Below are 23640 nucleotides of genomic sequence, written 5' to 3' on the forward strand. Positions count from 1 at the left end.
TAACAATATATTTGTTTAATATATGGAAGTAGGGGATTGAACTGCACAACGGAATCCTCTTCTAGAATAATACATCGAATCTATTGGTTTTTCATGGCTTCTTGTTGTGGTCAATGGCATGCTGTCGCCCCAACCCCGAGTTACTTTTTCCGTACCCGTTTTCGGGCCCTGCGGATTTAATTCAGGAGAGACTTTATAGTAATCTTTAGAGTACCAATCATTTACCCATTCCCCTGCATTTCCAGCCATATCATATAAGCCTAAAGGATTTGGGGGCCAGCGTTTTATATCGCCAAAATCACCATAATTACCTTGCTCTTTGGTGTATTCATGAATAGATCCGTCTTTATCAACATAACGACTTCCTATTTGTTGGACGTAGCCACTATTTGTCGCGAAATAAACATTTTGACCTCGGTTACGGGCGGCATATTCCCATTGGGCTTCAGTCGGTAAATCTATCGGGTAGTTTGTTAATTTACCTAGCCATAAACAATAATCCTTTGCTTCTTGCCATGATTTAGTAGAGGACGGTCTATTTTTTAGTTGTTCATCTTGTATAGGGAACTCTTTATCGTAACGAGAGTCTTGATTTGCAACTGGCTTATTTTCTGAACGATTGAAAGCGTCTGTTTCATAATACGTAGTTTCATGATCAGATAATGAGTAATTACTCAATGTTACTTTATGTTGATGGTTAGCCCCAGTTCTTGTCATGCTTAATGCCGTATTACAAGATGCTTCAGGAGTCCAATCCATTCTTTTTAAATCAAGCGGGCTACACGGGGCTTTAAAGTCACCCATCATAAAAGTACCACCTTTAATAAAGACCATACTTTCCAAAGATTCAACCGCAACGTTGAGAATATGTTGCTTGAGTTTACTATCCGCATCGGGATAAAGCTTATTGATGTTTGTATCAATTCTAGCTATTTCTTGCTTTGATATGATCTCACTGGAAACGGTATTTCCACTGTCATTACAGGCGACTAAATTCGCACTGATAATAAGTAATAATATTGAGTTAACTTTCATAGAATAATCCTTTTTCTACATTATAAAATGTATTCAGATTATTATGAATTCTTTATTTGTGATATGGAACGATTTTTATAGATATAATTACGTAACGATATATTTGTTTAATATATGGAAGTAGGGGATGAATGACTTTTTGCTTAAAGTAAATCAAGTATCGTAAGATTAATGTTATTAAAACCACTCAAAATAATATATTTTTCTATGCCAATACACCATAAAGAGTGGGATGAGGTTATTATCGCAATCAATTACGACTGAGCATGGACAGAAGAGTGCCAAAGTTATGTTGGCACTCAAAGTTCAACAAGAGTTCACCCTCTAAAATCCTTAGGAATCTGCAACACAGCGCGAGGGTGGCAACCATTTAAAAATTGTCCATTAAGCCATACTGCTTCATGTACAATCTTTCCTTCTAAAACCGCTTCTTTATTATCTGGGTCATACACCACATAAGTGTGGCCATTTAACAAACAGTTTGTTGCTATCGCATCATTGAGCATGATCCAACTGGCTGTTGTCTGGATAATTTCTTCTAAGCGAGTAATAACATGTTCTACAGGAATGGTTGAGTTAGGAAACTGTCTAAGACTGTGCCTTAGTTCTCCATGATATTTTTCTAGCCGATTTCTCATAACAATATCCTTATTATTATTTTTATTAATCATATTGCATATATTGGCGTAGTCACAATATTTTTTAGGCTAAAACTTGTGATTTTGTCTGCAAATTAAGACGTAAACTTCTCAGTTTTGTTTAGTTATTAATCTGAAATATCACAACCTGTGACCCAAGTAGTCTTTTGCTGTAAAACCTTTTGGGTGTCATTGAATGAAAGCAGGGGCACGGTTATAGTGCTTTGAGTTTACTGACTTGGAATGGATAAGTATGAAGTTTGAAAAAATGATTGGATTTGGTGTGGCAGGTAACTTTGCAGGACACTTAGAACAAGCTGGTGAAGCAAAAGATTTTCTTCAAGTAAAAGTACAAGAAGAGATCCAACCAAAAGCTATCTTTCCTTTCTATGTTCCAGCAGACGACGCTGGCTTTCTTGCAACATATCCATTGTCATCCTCTACGGTTGTAACACCTAATGATGCTGATAATTTACAAATTGAGCCTGAAGTGGCTTTAATTTGTGATATAGAATACATCGATAATACGGTAGTGGGTTTGTACCCTCGTTTTTTTGCGGCTTACAATGATTGTTCTATTCGTAAACCTAATGCGAAAAAAATCAGTGAGAAGAAAAACTGGGGCGCAAATACGAAAGGGTTATCAGAGACTTTACTTGCGGTTGATAGCCTAAAAATGGGTGGTGTTCTTGATTCTTATCGTATTGCAAGTTTCCATAAGCGTGATGGTGAAATTCATCGATATGGTGAAGATAGCCCGGTGAGTGGCTATAGCTATTTTCATCAGAAATTACTGAACTGGATCATGGACCGTATGAATAATCAGCAAGATGTTGGTCCAACAGAAAATATTGCTCAATTGCTAGAGAAAGCGCAGTATCCAACACAAGCCGTGATCAGTATTGGTGCTACACGTTATACCGAGTATGGTGAAACCACATTCTTACAGCCAGGCGATACCAGTATTGTTGTTGTGTATGATGCAAAACTTTATACTGAATCTGAAATTGAACAGATGGCGACAAGTAACGATTTTGCTCAAGATGGTCTTTCTGCTCTAGTACAAAAGGTTGTTGCTGGTTAATTGTTTAAATTGTGAGTATGAAAAAGCAGTGGTATCGATCGCTGCTTTTTTTGTGGGCGTTTTTAGTCCGTTATTGAGGAAAACGCCAAAAGAATTCTACTGAGCCATTACTGTGTGTAGTATCCATCGATTGTTTGAACTCTTTAGTATGCGTCGCTAAGCTCAGTGTAATCCCCCAAGTTGGTCGATAAAATACTCCCCCTAATACCACCGATGCTTGCCAAGGTTCTAAATGAGCGGGATAGGTTTCATCTGGTCGTTTTCCTTCAATTGTAATGTCATTAAATTTATAACGACCCTCAATACCAGTAAAAAGGAAATAACCGCTACGGCTTGCACTCAAAGCACTGACATCAACAAATTCTCCTGGGGTAAACCCAATGGCACCTAAACTTTTGGTGAGGTCTTGCCCCCAGCGTAACGTTATCCCTGCGGCTAAATCACTTTGATCATTACCGATACTTGCTCTTGCTAGACTTGCGACGTCCCATTGTGAGTGTAAAAAATCAGATATGGGAGAGGAGTAGAGCGTATTGTGCTGCTGGTAGCTAAAGTTAGCAATCCACTGATTTTTAATTTGGTTGTTCCAACCATTAGGGTTATCGGATCCTATCCAATCATGAATTGTTTTTTGTGTGTGTTTAGCCAGAGCTCGGGGACCAACGGTGCCTAAACGAAGTTGGTATTTTTGTGTAAGGTTTGGTTGATAACGATTAATACCTAGATCAACAAAAAGTAATCCTGCATAAGGTCGTTCATTGATAACTGGCTGTTGTGATTCAATGTCACTAGGCGTCCACATTTGTTGACCAATACGCCAGTTCCAACTTAAAGTTTGTTCTACATCGGATGAAAAAAGTTGTCCGGCTATCCGATATGGCCATGGAGATGATAGAGCTAAATTGTTAACTCGTTCTGAATGGTATTCAAGAAAAAGACCGTTTGAATAATTTTTATCTGTACCTAATATGCCATCATTATCAATACTTACCGACCATGTAGAGCTATTAAAGTCAGTGCTGGTATGCCCTGATGTCGGTAAAATAATAGTGACAGGAAGCGCTAACATAATGGTTCTCGCAATTGTTTTGTCTACAGGCATCACGCTTCTCGCTTTTATTTATAACCAGAACAGAGTATATCTAACTAATCTATAAATGAGTTTTAGTCTCTATGTCAGAATTTGACCAATTGGATCATGATGTTAATGGGATCAATAATAGTGAAAGATAGCGACAGAGAGGGAGAGTTCTATGGTTAAGCGTCATCCTAATAGTTCATCACTCGTCACAGTGGAGTGGTTAAAACAACATATTACGGATCAAAATCTTGTGGTATTAGATGCCAGTTGGTTTATGCCAAACACCGGACGTAATGGTGAGCAGGAATGGCTGCAACAGCGTATCCCAGGAGCTCGGTTTTTTGATTTTGACCAGAAAATAGCTGCACCAAATACTGAATTTCCTCATATGCTGCCAACAGTAGAGCAGTTTGCACAAGAAGTGGGAAAATTAGGGATTAATAACCATTCACATATTGTTGTGTATGACTCACATGGGATTTTTTCATCTCCGCGTGTTTGGTGGATGTTCAAGGTCATGGGTCATGATAGTGTGTCTGTTTTAGACGGGGGATTACCTGCTTGGATTGAGGCCGGCTATGAACTTGAAACAGACGCTCCTCAGCCTGTCGTGGAAAAGATATTTAATGCCCAGTATCAGAACAACTGGGTTATTGATGCTGATAATTTGTATGCCAAGCTAAATAACTCTAATGTCTCTGTTATTGATGCTCGTCCAGCCGATCGATTTTATGCTTTAGTTGCAGAGCCAAGAGCTGGTGTTCGCAGTGGTCATATGCCAAATGCCAAAAGTCTTCCTTTCCCTGAATTACTTAACTGTGGTCGTATGCTTCCTGCAAGTGAGTTGTCTGCACGCTTTTCTGCACTTGTCGCAGCGGATCAGCAATTAATTTTTAGCTGTGGGTCCGGTGTTACTGCTTGTATTTTGGCTTTAGCTGCAGATTTGGCTGGGTATGAAAATTTGACAGTTTATGATGGTTCATGGAGTGAATGGGGAGCCGTGGAGAAATACCCAGTAGTGAATTAAAGTCTAAATTAGCTGAAAACAAACAGTAACGCTCCTGTATCTTTAAATCATGTAGTTATATTAGGATACAGGAGCGTTATTGGTTTATTTGTATTAGCGCATCGATATTTTTTTCTTCGATTTATCAAGGTACATTGCGCTATCAGCTTGGACTAATATTGAGTCAGGATCACTTAAGTTTCCTTGATGATAAGGGGCAAGACCCACACTTAAATTGATTGAGTAATATTGGCACAACTCTTCAGTCTGTTGATATAAGGTATCAATCCAGTCGCGAATATGTTTTTCATCATCCGTTGGAAATAGAACAACAAACTCATCACCACCAATTCGATAATAATGGCTTCCTATTGGTGCTGTTTTAACGAGTATCTTCGCTATTTGAACTAATACATGATCTCCTGATTTATGTCCCATCATGTCGTTAACTTGCTTGAAGTTATCGATATCGATATAGGCTAACATGCCTTTTTCATGCTTTAGTACTAATTGATCAAAACGACGAAACAGAGCGCGGCGGTTACCAAGAAGGGTCAAATCATCTTGAAGCGCTTGCTTGCTTAATTCCCCTTCTAATTGTTTGGCTTTGTTTATCTGAATATTCAATTTTTTGATCAGGCTATGGCGCTGATGTAATAGCTTAATAAGACAAAAGCAGATCATAAAAACACCTAGGTGAACAAAAACCGTATCAGTATTTTTAAGTACTGGATGCTCTCGAAGTTCGGGAACTTGATTTAGTATTTCAATAGCGACGCCGAAACCGTACAAAATGAGGGCTAAAATCAATGGAAGCTTCATGGCCTTACCGAAATCTTCCAGTAATAGCATGATAATTAAGACCAATGTGAGTATGGATGTTACGACGCTTAATGTTCCACTAGAAATAAAGAATGCCGCAACTAGAATGCTGATACAGACAATAGATATTAAGCGTGTAGAGAGTTGAGAGAGTGTACCCATATTATTATGTGTTTATGTTTATATTGAGCATATGGTTGCAAACTGACACCGGTTTAGCAATCTATTGATACTAGATATGAGAGAAAATACAGTATATTGACCTGTTTTTTATAAAGTTGTGATGAATGGATCGAATAATAGTTAAGTAAAATCACTGCATAAATGTGTTATTTAACTATTTTTTATGTCTTATTCTGCAAACTAATAAATATTCAATAACGGACGCTACATAAAATCAGTAAAAAATAGAGTTGAGTCATAACAACCTGTATTTATTATACTAATATTGAATTATCAGTTATCTAAGTCATAAAAACTGATCAACAACGATTTCATAAATGGAAACATTGATTGTTGGCACAATTGGCATAGATATCTTTGAGTTACAAAAAAGGATCTATATACTCGGTTAACAATGCTGTAACAGTTACATTCAACGCACAGGCCGCAATGAATGTTTAGCAAGGAATGAATACTTAGAGGTTGGATATATGTTTTCTATGGCAAATCGAACAACAACAAATAATGCCCTGATATCAGAACGCATCCAAAAATTAATTAAGGGACTGTCAAATGGCGTTTATGAACGAGAAGAGACTATCAAACTCTGTATGCTTGCAGCGTTAGCAGGAGAGAGTGTTTTCTTATTAGGCCCCCCTGGTATCGCAAAAAGCTTAATTGCCAAACGATTGATTCAAGCTTTTGATAATAGCCATTTCTTCGATTATTTAATGACTCGATTTTCAACGCCAGAAGAGGTCTTTGGTCCATTATCGATTCAAGAACTTAAAGATAACGGTAAGTATGTACGATTAACTGAGGGTTACTTGCCAACAGCCCAAGTGGTTTTCTTAGATGAGATCTGGAAAGCGGGCCCTGCAATTTTAAACACCCTGCTTACGGTAGTGAATGAGAAAACCTTTAAGAACGGACAAGATGTATTGCCTGTTCCAATGCGACTACTGATCACCGCTTCTAACGAATTGCCAGATGCAGACAGTGGTCTAGATGCTCTCTATGACCGAATGTTAGTGCGTGTATTCGTTAATCGTATTCAAGAAAAACAGAATTTTAAAGCGATGTTGATGGGGGATGGGCCTTCGTTGCAAGAGCTGGATCCAAAACTTGCCATTACCGATGAAGAATATACATCATGGCAAGAGCAAATTGATGATGTTGTGTTAACGGATGAGATATTTGAGAGTATCTACTACATCAAAACTCAGATAGAAAAGCATTGCGATAGTGATGAGATGTCGCTGGCTGATAACGAATTGTATGTGTCTGACCGTCGTTGGAAAAAATCGATTCGTTTACTTAAAGCCAGTGCGTTCTTTAATGGTCGTCATGAAGTTAATCCTCTTGATCTATTGTTACTGCAAGATTGTTTATGGAGCAGTCCTGAATCGAGAAATGTGATTAACCAAATTATGGCGGAGTTTGCGACAAAAAAAGCATTTAACCAAGTTGCCGTTACCCAAGACGCGAATGAAGCTCAAACCATTATCAATTCTGTTAACGGTGATGTTGCCCAACAACTCGCGATTAAGTTTACCCGTGAATCCACTTTGCGCAAAGAGTGGTTTAAGTACAATTTTGCTACCGCCAAACGATTTAATATTAATAACAATCCGCGCATGATCAAACTAGTGATGTTAGAGCCTAATCCATCTGTATCAGAACAAGAGCCTGGTGACAGTCGCTGGGTTTATGTTGATGGTGAAGAGTTTGATAAGAAGATCCGAACTGGACAGTGTGATGTGTATGGCTATGTAAACAAAAACACTCATTTATGTCGTCTACAGTTTGAGATTGATGCGGAGCAACGCTTAGTTATTAAAGATATTGCAAATCGCTCAGTTCTAGTCGGGATTGCAGGTACAAAAGGGTTAACTGCAACTCAGCATCAAGAATGGTTAACTAAGGTTGAGAGTGCAACAGCAAAACTGGTTGATGCTGACCATAATATTAAAAAGTCCCGAGCCAGTTTCCATGGTGCTTTACCGCACAACTTCATTAATATCTCAGTTCCAGCTTTAATTGAGCAAAGTTTGAATGATTCGGTTGAATCAGTGAACGAACTTAAGTTGAGTATTGAGAAAAATGCATTTCGTATCAATCAGCTTTCAGAGTATTTCTCTTGAGAATGATGTTATTTGATAAGGAGGGTGCATGCCGTTAACCGAAGGATTGAATCTTGCTTTAATGTTAGCTGAGTCGGGAATGATTGACTCGGCGGTTAATGAGATAATGGTACGCCCTCAATTGTTGATGGCAGCAGAGGCCACTCCTGGTATTAAAGCATCCATTCAAAATCAGATGCTGAAATGGCGAGCTCAGATGACTCGTAACTTATCTAAGGTGAGTATTAGTGAAAATATTCAACAAGAGTTTAAGTTTTACGAACAAGCAAAAGATTGGGATGAAGAAACCTTTCTGGCAAAGTCTGGTGATATTGTCAAAAGTCTAGAAGGGCGCTCTAACTTCTATTTTAAAGCCAAGCGTTTGGTTGATGCCGATCATCATAAACATAACCCAATGTTTCAACGCTATTTCTGCGATCAATGGTATGAGCATCTTGTTCAAGCACTCAAAGATGTACAAGAGTCTGAGCTAACTGATGCAAAAGATGAGCTGCTCCGAGATTTATATCAACGCATTGAAACAATGCAGCAAATGAAAGAAGTTGCTGATGAAGGGGATGAAAAGCGGGCTGGTCGACTGTGGGATATGGCAAAAGCTAAGTTAACCCGCACCGATGTCGATACCATGAAGTCAATTGCAAAGTTTTTGAAAAAGAATCAAGGCCTGCAGGAAATAGCTGAAAAGTTAGGCCGAATGGCGAGTGAAATTGACGATCCCACTAAAGAGCGCGTTAAGGTCGAAGAGCTCAAGCTGGTGGAAGAACAAAGTGACAATGTCACCGATGATATTGTTGGTATTCATGAAAGTGACGATTTAGCAAAGTTGTTACCTAATGAAGCGATGTTTTTGGCATACCCTGAACTAGAAGTGGTATTTTATAAACACTTAGTCGATAAACGTTTGATGAATTATCGAGTACGAGGAACTAATCGTAAACTTCGAAAGGTCAAATCATTCAAACGACAATCAAAACAGGTTGAGCAGGATAAAGGACCATTTATTGTTTGTATTGATGCCTCTGGTTCTATGTCTGGCTTTCCTGAAAACTGTGCGAAAGCGCTAGCTTATGGTTTGATGCAAATAGCGTTAGCAGACGATCGTGATTGCTTTGTTATTATGTTCTCAACTCAACAAATAACCTATGAATTAACTAAACAAGATGGCTTGAAAGAGATGATTAATTTTCTTTCATACTCCTTCCACGGGGGTACAGATTTAGCTCCAGTGTTAGATCAATCAATTGATCTTATGGGAAGTGAGAAGTATAAAAATGCAGATTTGGTTGTTCTTTCTGATTTTATCGCCCCATCTCAGCCTGAAGAAATGCAAAAACGGGTTGCTAAACTCAAAGAGCAGAGAAACCGTTTTCATGCCGTGAGCCTGTCAAAGTATGGCAATCCAGAGTTGCTGGAAATGTTTGACTTTTGCTGGTCGTATCATCCATCAACGTTTAGTCAATTTGGCAAACTGTTTCGTTGGAAGTAATATTGTATACCCAAGTGACTTCAAGCTGCAGGATTCAGAGCGTTGTCACTGATTCAAGTTCAAGACAAACAATGCAGTGTAATAGCTCGCTATTTCCAAATTGTTTGACGATGAAATTGTGTCTGTGACACGCTCCCAAAGGGCGAGTTAATTTGCTTCACATACTGCGTTAATGATTTTTAATTTAGAGCCACTAGATCTTCAAATCGTTGCCTTGCCTGTAAACCAAATTATTCTCGCTGAACCTCGCATCTTGAGGTTACTTGGGTATAGTTCTTATCATAATTTTATCCAAAGCCCCTAGAAGTTAGCTCTAAGGGCTTTGGACATCAAATTTTAGATGCTTATTAATGGGCAAAATACTTTAATAAAGCCTGCCTCCATTCATTACTCTGCCTAAACTCTAACAACGCTCGATTGATCTCTTCTTCATATGGGCTATTTTCTTCAAGAGCAAAGCCATAGTTTTGTTTTTCAAACTGGTAAGGTAAGACAATTAGAGACTCAAATTGACCTCGTTCTTTTGCTATTTTGATCTGGTATTTTAAAATGGCATCATCGCCAACAACGGCATCGACTTCTTTATGATCCAGAGCGGTTAGATAGTCTTCAACAGTTGGGTAAGTTGTGTGAACAATACTGTGATTGGTTAAAAATAACGATGAGGTAGAGGCTTGTTTTGCCCCTGTTGAAACATTAGCAAGATCGTTTGGGCTTTTTATATCGCTATTGATAAGCCCTAAAGTGAATGTACTGGTAAGAACTGCGGTAATACTGGCAATAAACAGCGTAGTTGCAACAGCCAGTAACACCGTAATGACTCGCCCTGTTAATGTTTTAAACTCATAGTAATTAAATGGACCTTTCGTGATAAACAGTAAGCCAAGTATAAAGCCTTCTACTAATTGAGAGCGGGTTGATTTCATTGAATAGAGCTTGTCATTCACTTTATGTTCTAGCAAATAGTAAATACCTCCTACAAAACAGGCGCAAGCAAAGACAAATCCTAATACCATGAGTAGCCTGGTATTTGTAAAAATAGAAACAATGGATTGCCAGTATCCTTGCTTTTTTACCGCTATGGCGAGATGGGTTTCATAAAAGGAATGTGAGAAATCAATTACTCGTTCGCGCTCTGGGGTAATTGAGATACAAGAAACACCCACATTAGCTTTACCTGTTTCAACTGCGGTTAACAGCTCTTTTAGGCTGTGTTGTTCGAACTGATATTCAATGTTTAACGTTTCGGCTATTCGTTGCCACAGTAATATGCTTAATCCCTCATAACTGCCATCGGGTTGATGTATCACAAAAGGGGGGCAGTGATAGGTTGCAATAACTAATTTATCTTGGCTGTAGGTTTTAGTAGGAAAAATAATCAACACGAACACAGCAAGAATAACAAGATATAAGATCCTTTTATGATGTTGAACTGTTGCCATAGCATACCCCTTATGATTTTTATTGGGCGGTATTTCTATAGATAAGTATAAGATATAAATAAGACTCTGTTTTTTGTGACAACGTCACTGTGATCTTGCGTAGTTATTAACTCATTAATGGTTTTTATTTAGACAATTACTCATCAAATCGTGATGTATGACCATTTAGTAGGTAAAATATTAAGATATCTACGGTCATAGGTTTAGGAACCTTTCATGTCATCAAAGAAGCAAACTACACCTAAAAAGGGCTTACATCCACGTAACCCTCATCGCGCACGTTACGATTTTCCGCAACTAACAAAAGCATTGCCTGAGTTATCGCAATTTGTTGCTAAAAACCCTTATGGTGACTTATCGGTAAATTTCTCTGATCCAATGGCTGTAAAAGCTCTTAATAAAGCACTATTAAAGCATTTTTACCAAGTTGACTTTTGGGATATCCCTGACGGTTTTTTATGTCCACCAATACCGGGACGTGCTGATTATTTGCACTATATAGCCGATCTTTTAGCGGCATCCAATAATGGTAAGATCCCACAAGGAAAGCGTATTAAAGGTTTAGATGTTGGGGTTGGAGCAAACTGTGTATATCCAATCGTAGGTCATCGCGTCTATGGTTGGCAATTTGCAGCTGCAGACATTGATCCTATTTCAATCAAATCAGCAAAATTTATTGTTGAGAGTAATGCAAGCTTAAAAGGGCAGATTCAACTTCGACTGCAAAAAGATGCTAATTGTATTTATACCAATATGATTAAACCGACAGACTTGTTTGATTTTACTATGTGTAATCCGCCGTTTCATAGCTCGTTAGAAGAGGCGACAGCAGGCTCTGAACGCAAGGTACGCAATCTTGCCGCAAATACTAAAAAGCGTACTGGTATCAAGGTAGATGCAAACAATAATAACTCAAAGCCGGTACTAAATTTTGGTGGACAAAAAGCCGAATTATGGTGCCCTGGTGGTGAAGCGGCATTTATCCAACGAATGATAAAACAAAGTGCTGAACATTCGGCTCAGTGTTTGTGGTTTACGACTCTGGTTTCTAAAAAAGAGACACTTCCGTTGGTTTATCAGGCCTTAAAAGAAATAAAAGCGGCTGATGTTAAAACTATTGAAATGAGCCAAGGGCAAAAAATAACCCGTATTGTCGCTTGGACATTTTTACCCGAAAAGGCACAGCAAGCATGGGCAAAAGCGCGCTGGGCATAAACATTCGCGTACTCTAGAATTTATAAAAGATAAATACATAAATACATAAATACATAAATACATAAATACAAAAGGGGCCTCAATTGGCCCCTTTGTTTTCAGTAAGTCAGCTTTAGCTTAGATCGTAAACTTTATAGCCTTTTTGTTTTAGGCACTGACGTAGCACTAACGCCTGAGTTTCAGTGGTTGAGGTTGCACCACCAAAAGCACCAACACCAGCTCCCATAGTACCACCAGCGACAGCACCGCCTAACGCACCTTGAACACCGTTACCAATACCACCTGCGATGGCACCCATAATTGCTGTTGGAACCGCAGTATTAATTGCTGCAACTCTAGCGGCTTCACCTTTACTTACTTGTTCGGCATAACCTTGACAGTAAGTAAAGTCTTGTTGATATTGCTCTTGATTTACGCCTTCCATATCAACAACAGGTTTTTGGTTATAAGCACAAGCAGAAAGTAAAACAGCTGCAAAAAGGGGGAATATAAATTTAGGTTGTGTTGTCATGTTTGTCTTCTAGTTATTTGTTTATCTATTCAAGCTAAGCCATTTAGCCAGCTCGAAATAATCATATTTTTGATGGCCTTAATGTACTGTGTTTTATTTTTAGAGACTGTCTGATTGTTGTAACTTATTGTAATCAATTGGTAGGCGATTTTGACATTGGGCAAAAATATCCTGACGTTTATTATAAACTTCGCTACGAACTGAGAATAAACCGAGCAATGAGTGGAATAAATTGTCATGTGAATAATGATAAAGTTTGGCTTGCTCTTCTAAGCAATTAGGATCTAAATTATTTTCCGTACTGAAGCTTTGAGATAGCCATAACATCATAGGTATTTCTGTTTGATAGCGAGGAGCGAGTTGATAGGGCATGCCATGTAAATATAAGCCATGTTCTCCTAAAGATTCGCCATGATCAGAAAGATACAATAGAGCTGTATTATATGATGAGCCTTTTGCTTTTAGTTGGTTAATCAACTGACTGATCACGTAATCAGTATATGCAATAGTATTATCATAGGTATTAGTGATCTCTTCTCTTGTGCATTTCTCAATATCAGCTCGTGCACATACAGGAGTGAAGATCTCATGGCTTTTCGGGTAGCGTTGATAATAGGTTGGTCCATGACTGCCTATTAGGTGTAAAACAACCAAACGATTACCTTGCATGTTATCGATCTCTTTATCTAAATTACCGAGTAATGCTATATCAAAACAACTGCTACCATTACAGTTTAGATTGTTTACATTTGGTTTAATTTCTCGGTAAGTAACATGGCGAGCAACACCTTTATCTCCACCATCATTATCTTTCCATAATATATCAATGTTGGCGCGTTTTAAGACATCAAGAACGTTATCTTGATTGTTAGCAATATCATGGTTGTAATTGTCTCTATTAAGAGCTGAAAACATACAAGGTACTGATATTGCAGTCGCTGTACCACAACTTGATACATTGGGATAAAAAATGACATCTTGTTGGCTCGTAAAAGGGTTTGTTGCTTTGTGATAGCCATTAAATTGATAGTTTTGTGCTCTTGCTGTTTCGCCAACGACCAAAATAACTAAGCTCGGTTTCTCTTTAGCCCTTGCTAACGCTTTGTCTGTTTGTTTCGCATCAGTACCTATTTCTCTATAAACCATTGGTGGAGAGAAATAGGTTTGCTTGATGTATTTATTAGCACTGTATACAAAGTGCGTCGGTATGATTAACCTTCTTACTTCACTGTGATTTCTACCTAAAGAGACATAATCTTGATAGAAGAACCCGCTAATAATAATGACAAGAAGCGCACTTGCACCCATAGACAGTAATTTGTGTTGTATAAATACCCACAGATTATTTACTGGTTTAATGTGAGTCATGAATAAAACAAGGGTAGGAAAAACACCAAAGGCTATAATCCAAACAATGGATGACATGCTAATATAGGCAAACGCTTCACCTGAGTATGTTTGCATTAAATTACGTAGCATCTCACTATCAAAGATGGTGCGGTACTGAAAAGAAGCATAACTAATGATGCTGGATAGAAGTAATAATAGAGCAAAAAAGGGTTTGGTTATTTTTGGCCAAGCAAAAAGCTGAAATAACAAATTTAATGCACTAATGACAAAAATAGGGATCGAGACTAAAAATCCCCAGTGAATAACGGCTTGATTTCGCGTTAAATAGTAGAGTTCTTTGTAGAGCGGGATATTAAGTACTAAGCCAAAATAAATAGCCAGTAACAGAATGAGTTTTGAATAAGAAAGTGAAGGTTTGATCATAATAATAGGGAATAGACGCTAAGTATTGTTATTACTCTAACTTAGAGGCTTATTCCCTGATTATCTGTCATGATACTGTATTTAATTGTCACTTAGATATATTGGGTCTATCTAATATAGGATCACACTGACAGGTTATAGGTAGTATCACAGTAAATTTAGCACCACCTAATAAGGCACTGTCTCCGATTGTAATTTGGCCTTTATGTCGTGCAACAATTTGTTTGGCTATCGCTAAACCTAGGCCAAAACCGGACTGCGCCTTATTACGTGCTGGATCTGCACTATAAAAAGGGTCAAATAAGTAGGGCCAGTGCTCATTTGGTATCCCTGGGCCGTCATCTTCAACCGTAATAAAGACAGAATCTCGCTCTTGAGAAAGAGTAACTAATATATGCTTTCTACTATAACGACTGGCATTGCTGACTAAATTATTCAGCACATGTTTAAACAATTGAGTATCAATAGAAGACACAATATTTTGTTTAAACGGGGTTTTTAAGGTGATTTTGCTTTGTGCTGTTTTTTCCCAGTTTTGTAACATGTCATTAAGATACTGATTAAAAACAATATCTTGGCAATATAGCTCTGTGTCAGGTTGTTCTACTTTCGCATAATAGAGTAACTCATTAACCATAGACTCCATCTCTTCAGTATCTTCAACAATACTCTCTATTTTTTGTTGTATCTCTTTATCTTTAACACTGTCAGCAAGAAGTTCTGCTTGCCATTGAATCCGAAAAATAGGTGTTCTAAGTTCATGAGCTATCGCATTAGTTAGCGCTTTATTGCTGATTAACAGATTTGATATTTTATCAGCCATATAATTAAAACTTTGATTTAGCGTGCCAACACGAAATCGGCTTTCAGTTCGAGCTCGTGCAGCAAACTCACCATGAGCAAAGGCTAAGGTCGTTTTTTCTAATAATCGGACTCGTCGGCTTAGATACCAGATAAATAAAATGCTATAGAGTGCAAATCCTCCCATAAAGAACACCCAAACCATGTTGTCATCAAAATCAATCGCTCGTCGTAACGGAGTATCAAAATTAGGTTTTAAGCTATAGAAGTCGGATGATAAAGTTAATCGAAACCAAAGGATCCGATCGTCATCATGGTAGGTGTAGCTTTGTGGTGCTGTAGTGAAAAAGAATGATTTTACGTCTTCAGGAAGCGCGTCCTTGGTGTGAACCGTTAACGTTTGTCGGGTTTTGGTTGCGTATTTTTCAATCGCAAGATACGCCGCTTTTGAGCCTTCATTGTGATAAATATTATCAACTAAATCGTGTAGAGCTTCAGCTTCATAATCTTCTAGTACATAGTCATAATCTGTATTCCAACGGTAGATGATGACTTCATAGCAGTAAAGACTCAGGCCAAATAACACGATAAGGCCAATAAATGATTCAATATATAAGCGACGCATCATAAGAGGCCCTGTTATACCCACGTATCTGGAACGAATAGATAGCCCTTACCACGAACGGTAATAATTCGCTGTGGTGTTGAAGAATCGTCTAACAGCTTTTTCCGTAGACTCACAATCTTATTATCAATGGTTCTGTCAATTCCATCATATTCAATGCCACGTAATTCTTTAGTTAAAAAATCACGTGATAATGGTGCATCAGGAGAACTTGCTAACAGCCATAGCAAATCAAATTCACTGTCTGTCATACAGATTTTCTGGCCTGAGAACTCACATAATTTACGATTCTTATGAAGTGTTAGGTTCCCATAGGTTAGTACGTTGAGATTAACTGGAGTATCTGGTTGAATTTTTGCTCTGCGTAGTAACATACGCATACGAGCCAGTAAAACGCGTGGCTTGATCGGTTTAACGACATAGTCATCAGCACCAATCTCTAACGCTGCAACATGGTCAAAATCATCATTGCTTGCAGTAAGCATCATGAGTTTGCCTTGATATTTTCCTCGAACTTGTCGACAAATGGTTAAACCGTCGTTACCGGGTAACATCAAATCTAATAAGACGATATCTGGATTGCTAGACTCGATCAGCTCAATGGCTCCATTACCGTCAGAATGTGTTTGTACTGTAAATCCTTGCGTGAGGAAGTAATCTGCTAACATTTGTTGCAGTTTAAGATCGTCTTCAATAATTAAAAGTGAATAGGTCTCTGTCATGGTTCTTATACAGCCAAGATGATTGTGGTTGTGTGTTGCCATTTTGTTATTCGTGATATCCCTATCGTGTATGACTAAGAATTCTTAATCATTTATTTGGATAAAATTAAACTGATTTATACATTCTGGCAATATGAGGCTGGTTTTTTTTATCTTTTCTGTTGATTGTTATTAATATTTAACCAATTCATTCAGATAATAACCCATAGCTGAGCCAAAACTTATACGGATATTTTTTTTGTACAATAATTGGCGTTTTTTGAAATCATGTTGTACAAATAAATAAGGATGTATAAGTTTTACGAGGTGAGGTATGGATATTCCAGTTGGTATTAGTGCATGTGTACTGGGTGATAAGGTTCGGTTTGATGGAGGCCATAAGCGCAGCCGCTTTGCTGCAGAAGAATTGAACTCATATGTTAAATTCGTACCTGTCTGCCCCGAAGTTGGTATCGGGATGCCTGTGCCTCGTCAAACTATTCGATTACTACAGTATGAAGAGCAAATTAGGCTAGTCGCAACAAAAGATGCCTCGATGGATTTTACCGATCAAATGACTGAGTTTGCTCAAGCTCAAACAGAAAGACTTCAACATTTATGTGGTTATATTGTTTGCGCTAAATCACCGACTTGCGGCATGGAGCGAGTCAAACTTTACATTGAAAATGGCAATACCGTACCAGGTGGCACCGCAGGGATATTTACTCAAATATTGATGGAAAACATGCCTTGGCTCCCGGTCGAAGAAGATGGCCGTTTAAATGATCCTTATCTTAAAGAGAATTTTATCTTTCGTGTTTACGCCTTACATGATCTCTATCAAGCCATTAAGGGAGGGATCACCGCTAAAGCCATTATTAAGTTTCACTCTCGATATAAGCTTTGCTTGATGGCTCATTCACAGCCCGCTTATCAGGAATTGGGTCGATTTGTTGCAGAAGTATCGCAGTGGGATGATCTTGATGCTTTCTTTGTGGAATACCGTCAACGCTTTATGGATGCAATCAAACATATCGCAAGTCGAAAAAATAATACGAATGTTCTGCTGCACATTCAGGGCTACTTTAAGCGTGAACTGGACAAGGAACAGAAAGAAGAACTTCGAGAGTTGATCATGCGTTATCGATGTGGAGATTTACCTCTGATTGCTCCGCTGACTTTAATTAACCATCATTTGTCTCTTTATCCAGACGAATATTTAGCATCACAAGCGTATCTAAACCCATATCCGGAAAACTTACGTTTGCGTTATGCCTTGTAACAAACAAATAAAATACGCGTTATGACAGAAATAAACCAAACAGAAAAACGTTATGCCATAGGGGAAGTCTCTGAGATCACAGGGGTTAATAGTGTAACTCTTCGTGCATGGCAGCGTCGATATGGCCTAATTGTTCCGCAAAGAACACCAAAGGGACATAGGCTCTATACCCATGACGATATTGTTAAGATCCGTCAGATTGTCTCTTGGCTAAAAAAAGGGGTTTCTATCGGTAAAGTAAAACCGTTGTTAGAGACTCAAGGACAAGCAAGAGAACAAGCAACAACAGAGTTTCATCATGAATTAATTGACTCGATGATGGCGGAAGTTGAGAAATTGGACGGTCATAAACTCAGTAAAATTTTGCTTGAGAATATGAAAATTTATCCATTTGATATGTTAGTAAATCAAGTATTAATGCCGATTCACTGCCGTATAGCAGATACTAATAATCCTTTAAAAGGCATCCAGTCAGCATTTTGGCAAGGCGTGATTACGCGATGCTGTAATGAGGTTATGGTAAAAGCGGTTAAACCCAAAGCGCCAAGATGTTTGTTATTAAGCTTTGAGCAATCGGAATTGATATGGATAAAGGCATTATTATTGACTTATCAAGGTTACGCTGTCACTACGTTAGTAAGCATCTCAGATAAACTTACCGGGTTTCAGGATGCGTTAACCGCTTTGCCATGGAAAGCCTGTGTAGTGGTAGGTGAAAACAAGCTAACAACACCTCAACTGCAAGAATTGATAGCTGTTAACCAAGCGTTTGCGTTTCCCATGATCTTAGCTGACAGTCTACGAGTGATTCATGCCAATGATTTTAAAACAAGTGAGTTATAGGTACTGCTATGCAAGAGAAGCCTTCGTCAATCGATCAAATCAGTAGCCATAACTTAATGTGGTTTCGTTCAGATTTGCGGATCACTGATAATACGGCTTTATCAGAGGTGTGTAATCAATCGCTGCCTGTTATCGCATTGTATATAGCGACCCCAATGCAATGGCATCAGCATCATGTTGCCCCTATACAAGTAGATTTAATCAAACGACGCTTGGCTGTGCTCACTGAACAGTTGGCAGAACTCTCTATTCCGTTGATTGTGTTAGAAACTGAAGACTTTGATAGCACTGTAGAAAAAATAGAAGAGATCTGTCTGATGTTTAATATCGCTTCAGTGCATTGTAACAATCAATATTTAGTAAATGAAGAACACCGAGATCAAAAACTCGCGGCTAATTTAAAGCGTTATCAAATTTCACTTGTTCAATACGATGATGATTGTGCTCTAGCACCAGGTTCGGTGTTAAACAAGCAGGGAGAGCCGTTTAAAGTTTTTACCCCATATTCAAAAGCGTGGCTTAAACAATATAAGCAACAAACTGTTGAACCTACCGCGATGGTGGGAAATACACACAAGGAACTGAGCCAAGAAATTGAGGAATTATTGGCGGTATGTGGGACTGTTCAACATTATGACTTTCAGTATCCCCAAGTCTCTAGTTTAACTTGGCCGGTTGATGACGAAGTGATCTTGCAGCATTTATACAGCTTCTGTTGCGATAAAGTTGGGGTTTATCATCAGCAACGTGATTATCCATCTCTTGAGGGTACTAGTACGTTATCCCCTTACTTAGCAATAGGGGCTTTATCAGTACGGCAATGTTTAAAAGCGGTACAGCAGGTCGATCCATCTTGTTTAGAAATAAATAAAGAATGTGGCGGTTTTGTTTGGGTTAATGAACTGATTTGGCGCGAATTTTACCATCATCTTATGGCTGAGTATAAGCACCTTTGCAAAGGACAACCGTTTCAAGCCTATACCCAATATGTTACTTGGAATGAAGATTCGCATTATCTTAAAGCTTGGCAACAAGGGAAAACGGGATTTCCCATTGTTGATGCGGCGATGCGTCAATTACAACAAACAGGTTGGATGCATAATCGATTGCGCATGATTACTGCAAGTTTTCTTACCAAAGATCTCTTATTGCACTGGCATCATGGCGAACGATGGTTCTTGCAACATTTAATTGATGGTGATTTTGCTTCTAATAACGGAGGGTGGCAATGGGCAGCTTCAACCGGTACGGATGCTCAGCCTTATTTTCGAGTGTTTAATCCAACAACCCAAGGGGAGCGTTTTGATCCTGAGGGGGAGTTTATTCGTAAATGGATTCCAGAACTGGTTGATGTACCTAATAAATATATTCATACGCCACATTTATGGCACGGCGATAAAAAAGGGTATCCAGCCCCCATTATTGATCACAAACAAGCACGGTTGCGGGCAATTGAGGTGTTTAAGAACGCAAAAGAGATAAATACTTTGTGATTATGTTCATCAAGTTGCATTAATGAGTCTAATTTTAATACGAAAGAGTTAGCTCATTGGGGTAAATCGGTAAGGAGTATCAGGATGATAGAAAACATAGCCAATACCACCGTTGCAAAGTTTGTTGATATATACAGTCAGTTAGACAAGGATAAACTGGATCTGATTAATGAGCTTTATGATCACGATGTGGTGTTTGAAGATCCTGCTCATCGAATAGAGGGACAGCAGGAGTTGTTGGATTATTTTGTTTCTCTTTATAGCAACATATCTAGCTGTACTTTTCTCATTCATAACGTTATTGAGCACGATGATGAAGCTTGTTTACAGTGGACTATGGTTTACTCTCATCCAAAAATCGAAAAAGGAGAGATCAGAAATCTAGACGGCATGTCTTATATTCGTATTGCGCAAGATAAGGTGATCTACCATCGCGACTATTTTGATCTTGGTGCCATGGTTTATGAAGGACTTCCTCTACTTGGAAAGGTAATTAAAACCGTTAAAGAGAGGTTAGGGCAATGAGTGATCTCAATACGGTTACCACTTCCAATTTAAGTGCGACTTGCCCAAAAAGTGTGTTAATTACTGGGGCAAGTTCTGGTATCGGTCGTGAACTGGCTCTGCAATATGCGAATGATGGTTATCAGGTCATCGCTTGTGGACAAAATAATCAGAAGCTGGTGGCTCTAATGGCTGAGCATCCTGCTATTGAAGCTCTGGTTTTTGATGTCACCGACCTTGAGCAAACACATAAGGCTTTTCACTCTCTTCCAACTATTCCTTCTCTGATCATTTTAAATGCTGGAACCTGTGAATATATCAATCATGGTGAGATGGACGCACAATTGGTCAAACGTGTATTTACCGTTAATGTGTTTGGCATTGCCAATTGTATTGAAGCATTACAAGCTCGATTTGATAGTCACACTCATCTGGTCGTGATGGGCTCATCGGCGAGTTATCTTCCTTTACCACGCGCTGAAGCTTATGGAGCTTCAAAGGCTGCAATTGCTTATCTTACTTATAGTTATGCTTTAGATGTAAAAGAAAAAGGCATCTTTGTTTCTCTGGTATCTCCCGGCTTTGTTAAAACGCCACTGACCGATAAGAATGATTTTGCGATGCCAATGTTGATGAGTGTCAGTGATGCTGCTCAATCTATTCGTGCTGGCATAACGGCTAAAAAAACGGAAATTCATTTTCCTGCCAAATTTACCTATTGGCTGAAGTTAATGGCGTTATTGCCCGTTAATATCCAACAATGGATGGTACGCAAGATGACAAGGAGATCGTCATGAAGATTGCTATTATTGGTTCTGGGATATCAGGACTGACTTGTGCTTGGTATCTGCAAAAACAGCATCAAGTTAGTCTATATGAGGCAAATGATTACTTAGGTGGGCATACCGCAACGGTCGATGTTGAAGTTGAAAGTGGTCATTATGCGATAGATACTGGTTTTATTGTTTTTAACGATCGTACCTACCCAAACTTTGAGCGCTTACTTAAAGAGTTGGACATTAAAGGTCAGGATACTCAAATGAGCTTTAGTGTGCACAATCAGCAGAGTGGGCTGGAATATAATGGTCACACACTAGCAACGCTTTTTGCCCAGAAAGCCAACTTGGTTAATCCCCGTTTTTATCGGTTTTTATATGAAATCGTTAAGTTTAATCGAGAGGCTAAAAAAGCCATTGAACGACAAGATTTTGATTCGAGTCAGACTTTAGGGGATTTTCTCAATCAATATGGGTTTAGTGACTATTTCTGTACCAACTATATCTTGCCTATGGGCGCTGCTATTTGGTCTTCAACCTTAAGTGATATGCGTAAATTCCCATTACTATTTTTCTTAAAGTTTTTCTTAAATCATGGTTTGCTTGATATTACACATCGACCGCAATGGAAAGTGATCCCCGGTGGATCTCGTCAGTACATTAATAAGATGCTGTTAGATCTTAAAGCTGATATTAGGCTAAATACTCCAGTTTTAACGGTGCATCGTTTTCACGACAGAGCAGATGTTGTGATCAAAAATCGGGAACAGCCAGAGCTTCATCAAATCGAGTCTTTTGATCAGGTGATCTTTGCGTGCCATAGTGATCAAGCCTTAGCTATGTTGGCCAAGCCATCAATAAATGAGAAAGAGGTTCTTGGCAATATTTATTATCAAGATAACGAGGTTGTGCTACACACCGATACCAACTTATTACCAATTGAACCAAAAGCATGGGCAGCTTGGAATTATCACTTATTTCCAGCATCAGAACACGGCAGTGAACGCTTAGCGGCGCTAACTTACAATATGAATATCTTGCAAGGGCTGCAATCTTCTGAGACCTTTTGTGTCAGTTTGAATCAGACTGAAAAGATCGATCCGACAAAAATTCTGCGTACATTTACCTATTCTCATCCTGTTTTTTCGACTCAATCAATAGCGGCACAGCAAAAACGACATGATATCAATGGATTTCAACGTAGTTGGTTTTGTGGTGCCTATTGGTATAACGGATTTCATGAAGATGGGGTAAGAAGTGCATTAGATGTTATAGAAGCAATTAATGAGCTTCCCAGCCAGAGCAATTATCAAAGGAGTGCGTAATGGGTAAGGTCATAGGGGATGATTACACAGGACATGGCTTATACGTAGGTATCGTTAGGCATCGCCGTTTTAATCCGATCAAGCACAGTTTTTGTTATCCCATTTTTATGACTTACCTTGAATTAGATTCACTGGATTTGTTATTAGAGCAGAAATGGTGGTTTGGTACTCGGCCTTGGTGCTGGGTTCGATTTCGGTTTCAAGATTACCTTAATAGTGACAATGTAACTTATCCGACAACAGGTAAAGAACTTAAGCAAGCGGTATTAGAGAAGTTAACGCAACTCACTGGGATGGATATGAGTGCAATAACGCGGGTGAATATGCTCGGTCATTTGCGTTATGGCGGATTGTATTTTAGTCCGTTAAATCTTTATTACTGTTTTAATGAACACAATGAACTTTGTTGGGTGTTAGCTGAAGTCAGTAATACGCCATGGAATCAGCGTCATTATTATGCGCTACCTATTTTGACAAAGAGTGAAGGCGATAAAAGCCAGAAACCATCACAGCGATTTACTGTTGAACACTTAAAAGCCTTTCACGTATCGCCTTTTAATCCGATGGAGCAAAGATACTCTTGGTTACTCAATCAGCCACAAACTGTTTTAAGCGTACATCTAGAGATATTAACTCTAACGGATGATAAACACCAAACAAGCAGATATTCGAATTCTTGTTCTGAGCAAACCAGAGCGATAAAAGTTTTTGATGCCACAATGAAACTGAAATATCAGCCGTTTACAGGACATCGACTGGGCAAACAACTGATAATAACACCGATCATGACCATTAAAGTGATTATTGGGATTTATTGGCAGGCGCTGAAATTATGGATAAAGAAAGCGCCGTTTTATAACCACCCAACCCGCTCATAATCAATACGAGGGA

At 38.7% G+C, this 23640-nt stretch carries 21 protein-coding genes; 12 read left to right on the forward strand and 9 right to left on the reverse strand.

Annotated elements, in window-relative coordinates; all coding sequences use genetic code 11:
* Positions 1–15: 15 nt before the first annotated feature.
* The gene (locus tag CTN07_RS16775; RefSeq protein ID WP_005304799.1) at positions 16–1035 is read right to left on the reverse strand and encodes a formylglycine-generating enzyme family protein; all 1020 of its coding nucleotides are present in this window, start codon (positions 1033–1035) and stop codon (positions 16–18) included.
* 317 nt (positions 1036–1352) lie between these two features.
* Positions 1353–1673 (reverse strand): hypothetical protein, encoded by a 321-nt coding sequence (locus tag CTN07_RS16780; protein ID WP_036765589.1) that lies wholly within the window; start codon positions 1671–1673, stop codon positions 1353–1355.
* A 253-nt stretch (positions 1674–1926) separates the two neighbouring features.
* Between CTN07_RS16780 and CTN07_RS16785 the strand changes: the two genes are divergently transcribed.
* Positions 1927–2757 (forward strand): DUF5718 family protein, encoded by an 831-nt coding sequence (locus CTN07_RS16785; RefSeq protein ID WP_005304802.1) that lies wholly within the window; start codon positions 1927–1929, stop codon positions 2755–2757.
* A gap of 70 nt (positions 2758–2827) precedes the next feature.
* Here CTN07_RS16785 and CTN07_RS16790 read toward each other — a convergent pair whose 3' ends face one another.
* Entirely contained in the window at positions 2828–3859 is a 1032-nt protein-coding gene (locus CTN07_RS16790) for a lipid A deacylase LpxR family protein (protein ID WP_005304804.1), read from the reverse strand.
* A 151-nt stretch (positions 3860–4010) separates the two neighbouring features.
* Between CTN07_RS16790 and CTN07_RS16795 the strand changes: the two genes are divergently transcribed.
* The gene (locus CTN07_RS16795; protein ID WP_005304808.1) at positions 4011–4865 is read left to right on the forward strand and encodes a sulfurtransferase; all 855 of its coding nucleotides are present in this window, start codon (positions 4011–4013) and stop codon (positions 4863–4865) included.
* Positions 4866–4958: 93 nt separating this feature from the next.
* On the opposite strand, the gene CTN07_RS16800 is transcribed toward CTN07_RS16795, so the two are convergent.
* Positions 4959–5828, reverse strand: a complete 870-nt coding sequence (locus tag CTN07_RS16800; RefSeq protein WP_005304810.1) for a GGDEF domain-containing protein — start codon at positions 5826–5828, stop codon at positions 4959–4961.
* Positions 5829–6319: 491 nt separating this feature from the next.
* Here CTN07_RS16800 and CTN07_RS16805 point away from each other — a divergent pair, with 491 nt between their 5' ends.
* Both CTN07_RS16805 and viaA read left to right on the forward strand, forming a co-directional pair.
* Complete coding sequence (locus CTN07_RS16805) at positions 6320–7972, forward strand: ATPase RavA domain-containing protein (RefSeq protein WP_005304812.1); 1653 nt, start codon at positions 6320–6322, stop codon at positions 7970–7972.
* A 28-nt stretch (positions 7973–8000) separates the two neighbouring features.
* Positions 8001–9458 carry an ATPase RavA stimulator ViaA gene (gene viaA, locus CTN07_RS16810; RefSeq protein ID WP_005304814.1) on the forward strand — a complete coding sequence of 486 codons (1458 nt, stop codon included), beginning with the start codon at positions 8001–8003 and terminating at the stop codon, positions 9456–9458.
* 347 nt (positions 9459–9805) lie between these two features.
* Here viaA and CTN07_RS16815 read toward each other — a convergent pair whose 3' ends face one another.
* On the reverse strand, positions 9806–10900 hold the full coding sequence (locus CTN07_RS16815) for a transporter substrate-binding domain-containing protein (protein WP_005304816.1): 1095 nt from the start codon (positions 10898–10900) through the stop codon (positions 9806–9808).
* Positions 10901–11116: 216 nt separating this feature from the next.
* Here CTN07_RS16815 and rlmF point away from each other — a divergent pair, with 216 nt between their 5' ends.
* Complete coding sequence (gene rlmF, locus CTN07_RS16820) at positions 11117–12115, forward strand: 23S rRNA (adenine(1618)-N(6))-methyltransferase RlmF (protein ID WP_005304818.1); 999 nt, start codon at positions 11117–11119, stop codon at positions 12113–12115.
* Between the two features lie 112 nt (positions 12116–12227).
* Here rlmF and CTN07_RS16825 read toward each other — a convergent pair whose 3' ends face one another.
* From CTN07_RS16825 to CTN07_RS16840, 4 genes are all read right to left on the reverse strand, one after another.
* Entirely contained in the window at positions 12228–12626 is a 399-nt protein-coding gene (locus CTN07_RS16825; RefSeq protein ID WP_036765591.1) for a glycine zipper family protein, read from the reverse strand.
* A gap of 99 nt (positions 12627–12725) precedes the next feature.
* A complete protein-coding gene (locus tag CTN07_RS16830) occupies positions 12726–14399 on the reverse strand; it encodes a phosphoethanolamine transferase (protein WP_005304831.1) in 1674 nt (557 codons plus the stop codon).
* An 88-nt stretch (positions 14400–14487) separates the two neighbouring features.
* On the reverse strand, positions 14488–15825 hold the full coding sequence (locus tag CTN07_RS16835; protein ID WP_005304834.1) for a sensor histidine kinase: 1338 nt from the start codon (positions 15823–15825) through the stop codon (positions 14488–14490).
* A gap of 14 nt (positions 15826–15839) precedes the next feature.
* Positions 15840–16547, reverse strand: a complete 708-nt coding sequence (locus CTN07_RS16840) for a response regulator (protein ID WP_036765980.1) — start codon at positions 16545–16547, stop codon at positions 15840–15842.
* Between the two features lie 313 nt (positions 16548–16860).
* Here CTN07_RS16840 and CTN07_RS16845 point away from each other — a divergent pair, with 313 nt between their 5' ends.
* From CTN07_RS16845 to CTN07_RS16875, 7 genes are all read left to right on the forward strand, one after another.
* Entirely contained in the window at positions 16861–17808 is a 948-nt protein-coding gene (locus CTN07_RS16845; protein ID WP_005304839.1) for a YbgA family protein, read from the forward strand.
* 21 nt (positions 17809–17829) lie between these two features.
* Positions 17830–18651 (forward strand): MerR family transcriptional regulator, encoded by an 822-nt coding sequence (locus CTN07_RS16850; protein ID WP_005304841.1) that lies wholly within the window; start codon positions 17830–17832, stop codon positions 18649–18651.
* An 8-nt stretch (positions 18652–18659) separates the two neighbouring features.
* On the forward strand, positions 18660–20144 hold the full coding sequence (phrB, locus tag CTN07_RS16855) for a deoxyribodipyrimidine photo-lyase (RefSeq protein ID WP_005304843.1): 1485 nt from the start codon (positions 18660–18662) through the stop codon (positions 20142–20144).
* An 84-nt stretch (positions 20145–20228) separates the two neighbouring features.
* The gene (locus CTN07_RS16860; protein ID WP_036765592.1) at positions 20229–20669 is read left to right on the forward strand and encodes a nuclear transport factor 2 family protein; all 441 of its coding nucleotides are present in this window, start codon (positions 20229–20231) and stop codon (positions 20667–20669) included.
* Positions 20666–21445, forward strand: a complete 780-nt coding sequence (locus CTN07_RS16865) for an SDR family NAD(P)-dependent oxidoreductase (RefSeq protein ID WP_005304845.1) — start codon at positions 20666–20668, stop codon at positions 21443–21445. The genes CTN07_RS16860 and CTN07_RS16865 overlap by 4 nt, the downstream gene beginning before the upstream one ends.
* The gene (locus CTN07_RS16870; protein ID WP_005304847.1) at positions 21442–22749 is read left to right on the forward strand and encodes an NAD(P)/FAD-dependent oxidoreductase; all 1308 of its coding nucleotides are present in this window, start codon (positions 21442–21444) and stop codon (positions 22747–22749) included. The genes CTN07_RS16865 and CTN07_RS16870 overlap by 4 nt, the downstream gene beginning before the upstream one ends.
* The gene (locus CTN07_RS16875; protein WP_005304851.1) at positions 22749–23627 is read left to right on the forward strand and encodes a DUF1365 domain-containing protein; all 879 of its coding nucleotides are present in this window, start codon (positions 22749–22751) and stop codon (positions 23625–23627) included. The genes CTN07_RS16870 and CTN07_RS16875 overlap by 1 nt, the downstream gene beginning before the upstream one ends.
* Positions 23628–23640: the final 13 nt, after the last annotated feature.

The sequence above is a fragment of the Photobacterium damselae genome (genome assembly GCF_003026815.1).
Classification (GTDB): Bacteria; Pseudomonadota; Gammaproteobacteria; order Enterobacterales; family Vibrionaceae; genus Photobacterium; species Photobacterium damselae.

Bases quoted from the DNA above. Each gene is read 5' to 3' on its own strand.
- CTN07_RS16775 (WP_005304799.1), bottom strand. From the start codon at position 1,035: ATGAAAGTTAACTCAATATTATTACTTATTATCAGTGCGAATTTAGTC.
- CTN07_RS16780 (WP_036765589.1), bottom strand. From the start codon at position 1,673: ATGAGAAATCGGCTAGAAAAATATCATGGAGAACTAAGGCACAGTCTT.
- CTN07_RS16785 (WP_005304802.1), top strand. From the start codon at position 1,927: ATGAAGTTTGAAAAAATGATTGGATTTGGTGTGGCAGGTAACTTTGCA.
- CTN07_RS16790 (WP_005304804.1), bottom strand. From the start codon at position 3,859: ATGCCTGTAGACAAAACAATTGCGAGAACCATTATGTTAGCGCTTCCT.
- CTN07_RS16795 (WP_005304808.1), top strand. From the start codon at position 4,011: ATGGTTAAGCGTCATCCTAATAGTTCATCACTCGTCACAGTGGAGTGG.
- CTN07_RS16800 (WP_005304810.1), bottom strand. From the start codon at position 5,828: ATGGGTACACTCTCTCAACTCTCTACACGCTTAATATCTATTGTCTGT.
- CTN07_RS16805 (WP_005304812.1), top strand. From the start codon at position 6,320: ATGTTTTCTATGGCAAATCGAACAACAACAAATAATGCCCTGATATCA.
- viaA (WP_005304814.1), top strand. From the start codon at position 8,001: ATGCCGTTAACCGAAGGATTGAATCTTGCTTTAATGTTAGCTGAGTCG.
- CTN07_RS16815 (WP_005304816.1), bottom strand. From the start codon at position 10,900: ATGGCAACAGTTCAACATCATAAAAGGATCTTATATCTTGTTATTCTT.
- rlmF (WP_005304818.1), top strand. From the start codon at position 11,117: ATGTCATCAAAGAAGCAAACTACACCTAAAAAGGGCTTACATCCACGT.
- CTN07_RS16825 (WP_036765591.1), bottom strand. From the start codon at position 12,626: ATGACAACACAACCTAAATTTATATTCCCCCTTTTTGCAGCTGTTTTA.
- CTN07_RS16830 (WP_005304831.1), bottom strand. From the start codon at position 14,399: ATGATCAAACCTTCACTTTCTTATTCAAAACTCATTCTGTTACTGGCT.
- CTN07_RS16835 (WP_005304834.1), bottom strand. From the start codon at position 15,825: ATGCGTCGCTTATATATTGAATCATTTATTGGCCTTATCGTGTTATTT.
- CTN07_RS16840 (WP_036765980.1), bottom strand. From the start codon at position 16,547: ATGACAGAGACCTATTCACTTTTAATTATTGAAGACGATCTTAAACTG.
- CTN07_RS16845 (WP_005304839.1), top strand. From the start codon at position 16,861: ATGGATATTCCAGTTGGTATTAGTGCATGTGTACTGGGTGATAAGGTT.
- CTN07_RS16850 (WP_005304841.1), top strand. From the start codon at position 17,830: ATGACAGAAATAAACCAAACAGAAAAACGTTATGCCATAGGGGAAGTC.
- phrB (WP_005304843.1), top strand. From the start codon at position 18,660: ATGCAAGAGAAGCCTTCGTCAATCGATCAAATCAGTAGCCATAACTTA.
- CTN07_RS16860 (WP_036765592.1), top strand. From the start codon at position 20,229: ATGATAGAAAACATAGCCAATACCACCGTTGCAAAGTTTGTTGATATA.
- CTN07_RS16865 (WP_005304845.1), top strand. From the start codon at position 20,666: ATGAGTGATCTCAATACGGTTACCACTTCCAATTTAAGTGCGACTTGC.
- CTN07_RS16870 (WP_005304847.1), top strand. From the start codon at position 21,442: ATGAAGATTGCTATTATTGGTTCTGGGATATCAGGACTGACTTGTGCT.
- CTN07_RS16875 (WP_005304851.1), top strand. From the start codon at position 22,749: ATGGGTAAGGTCATAGGGGATGATTACACAGGACATGGCTTATACGTA.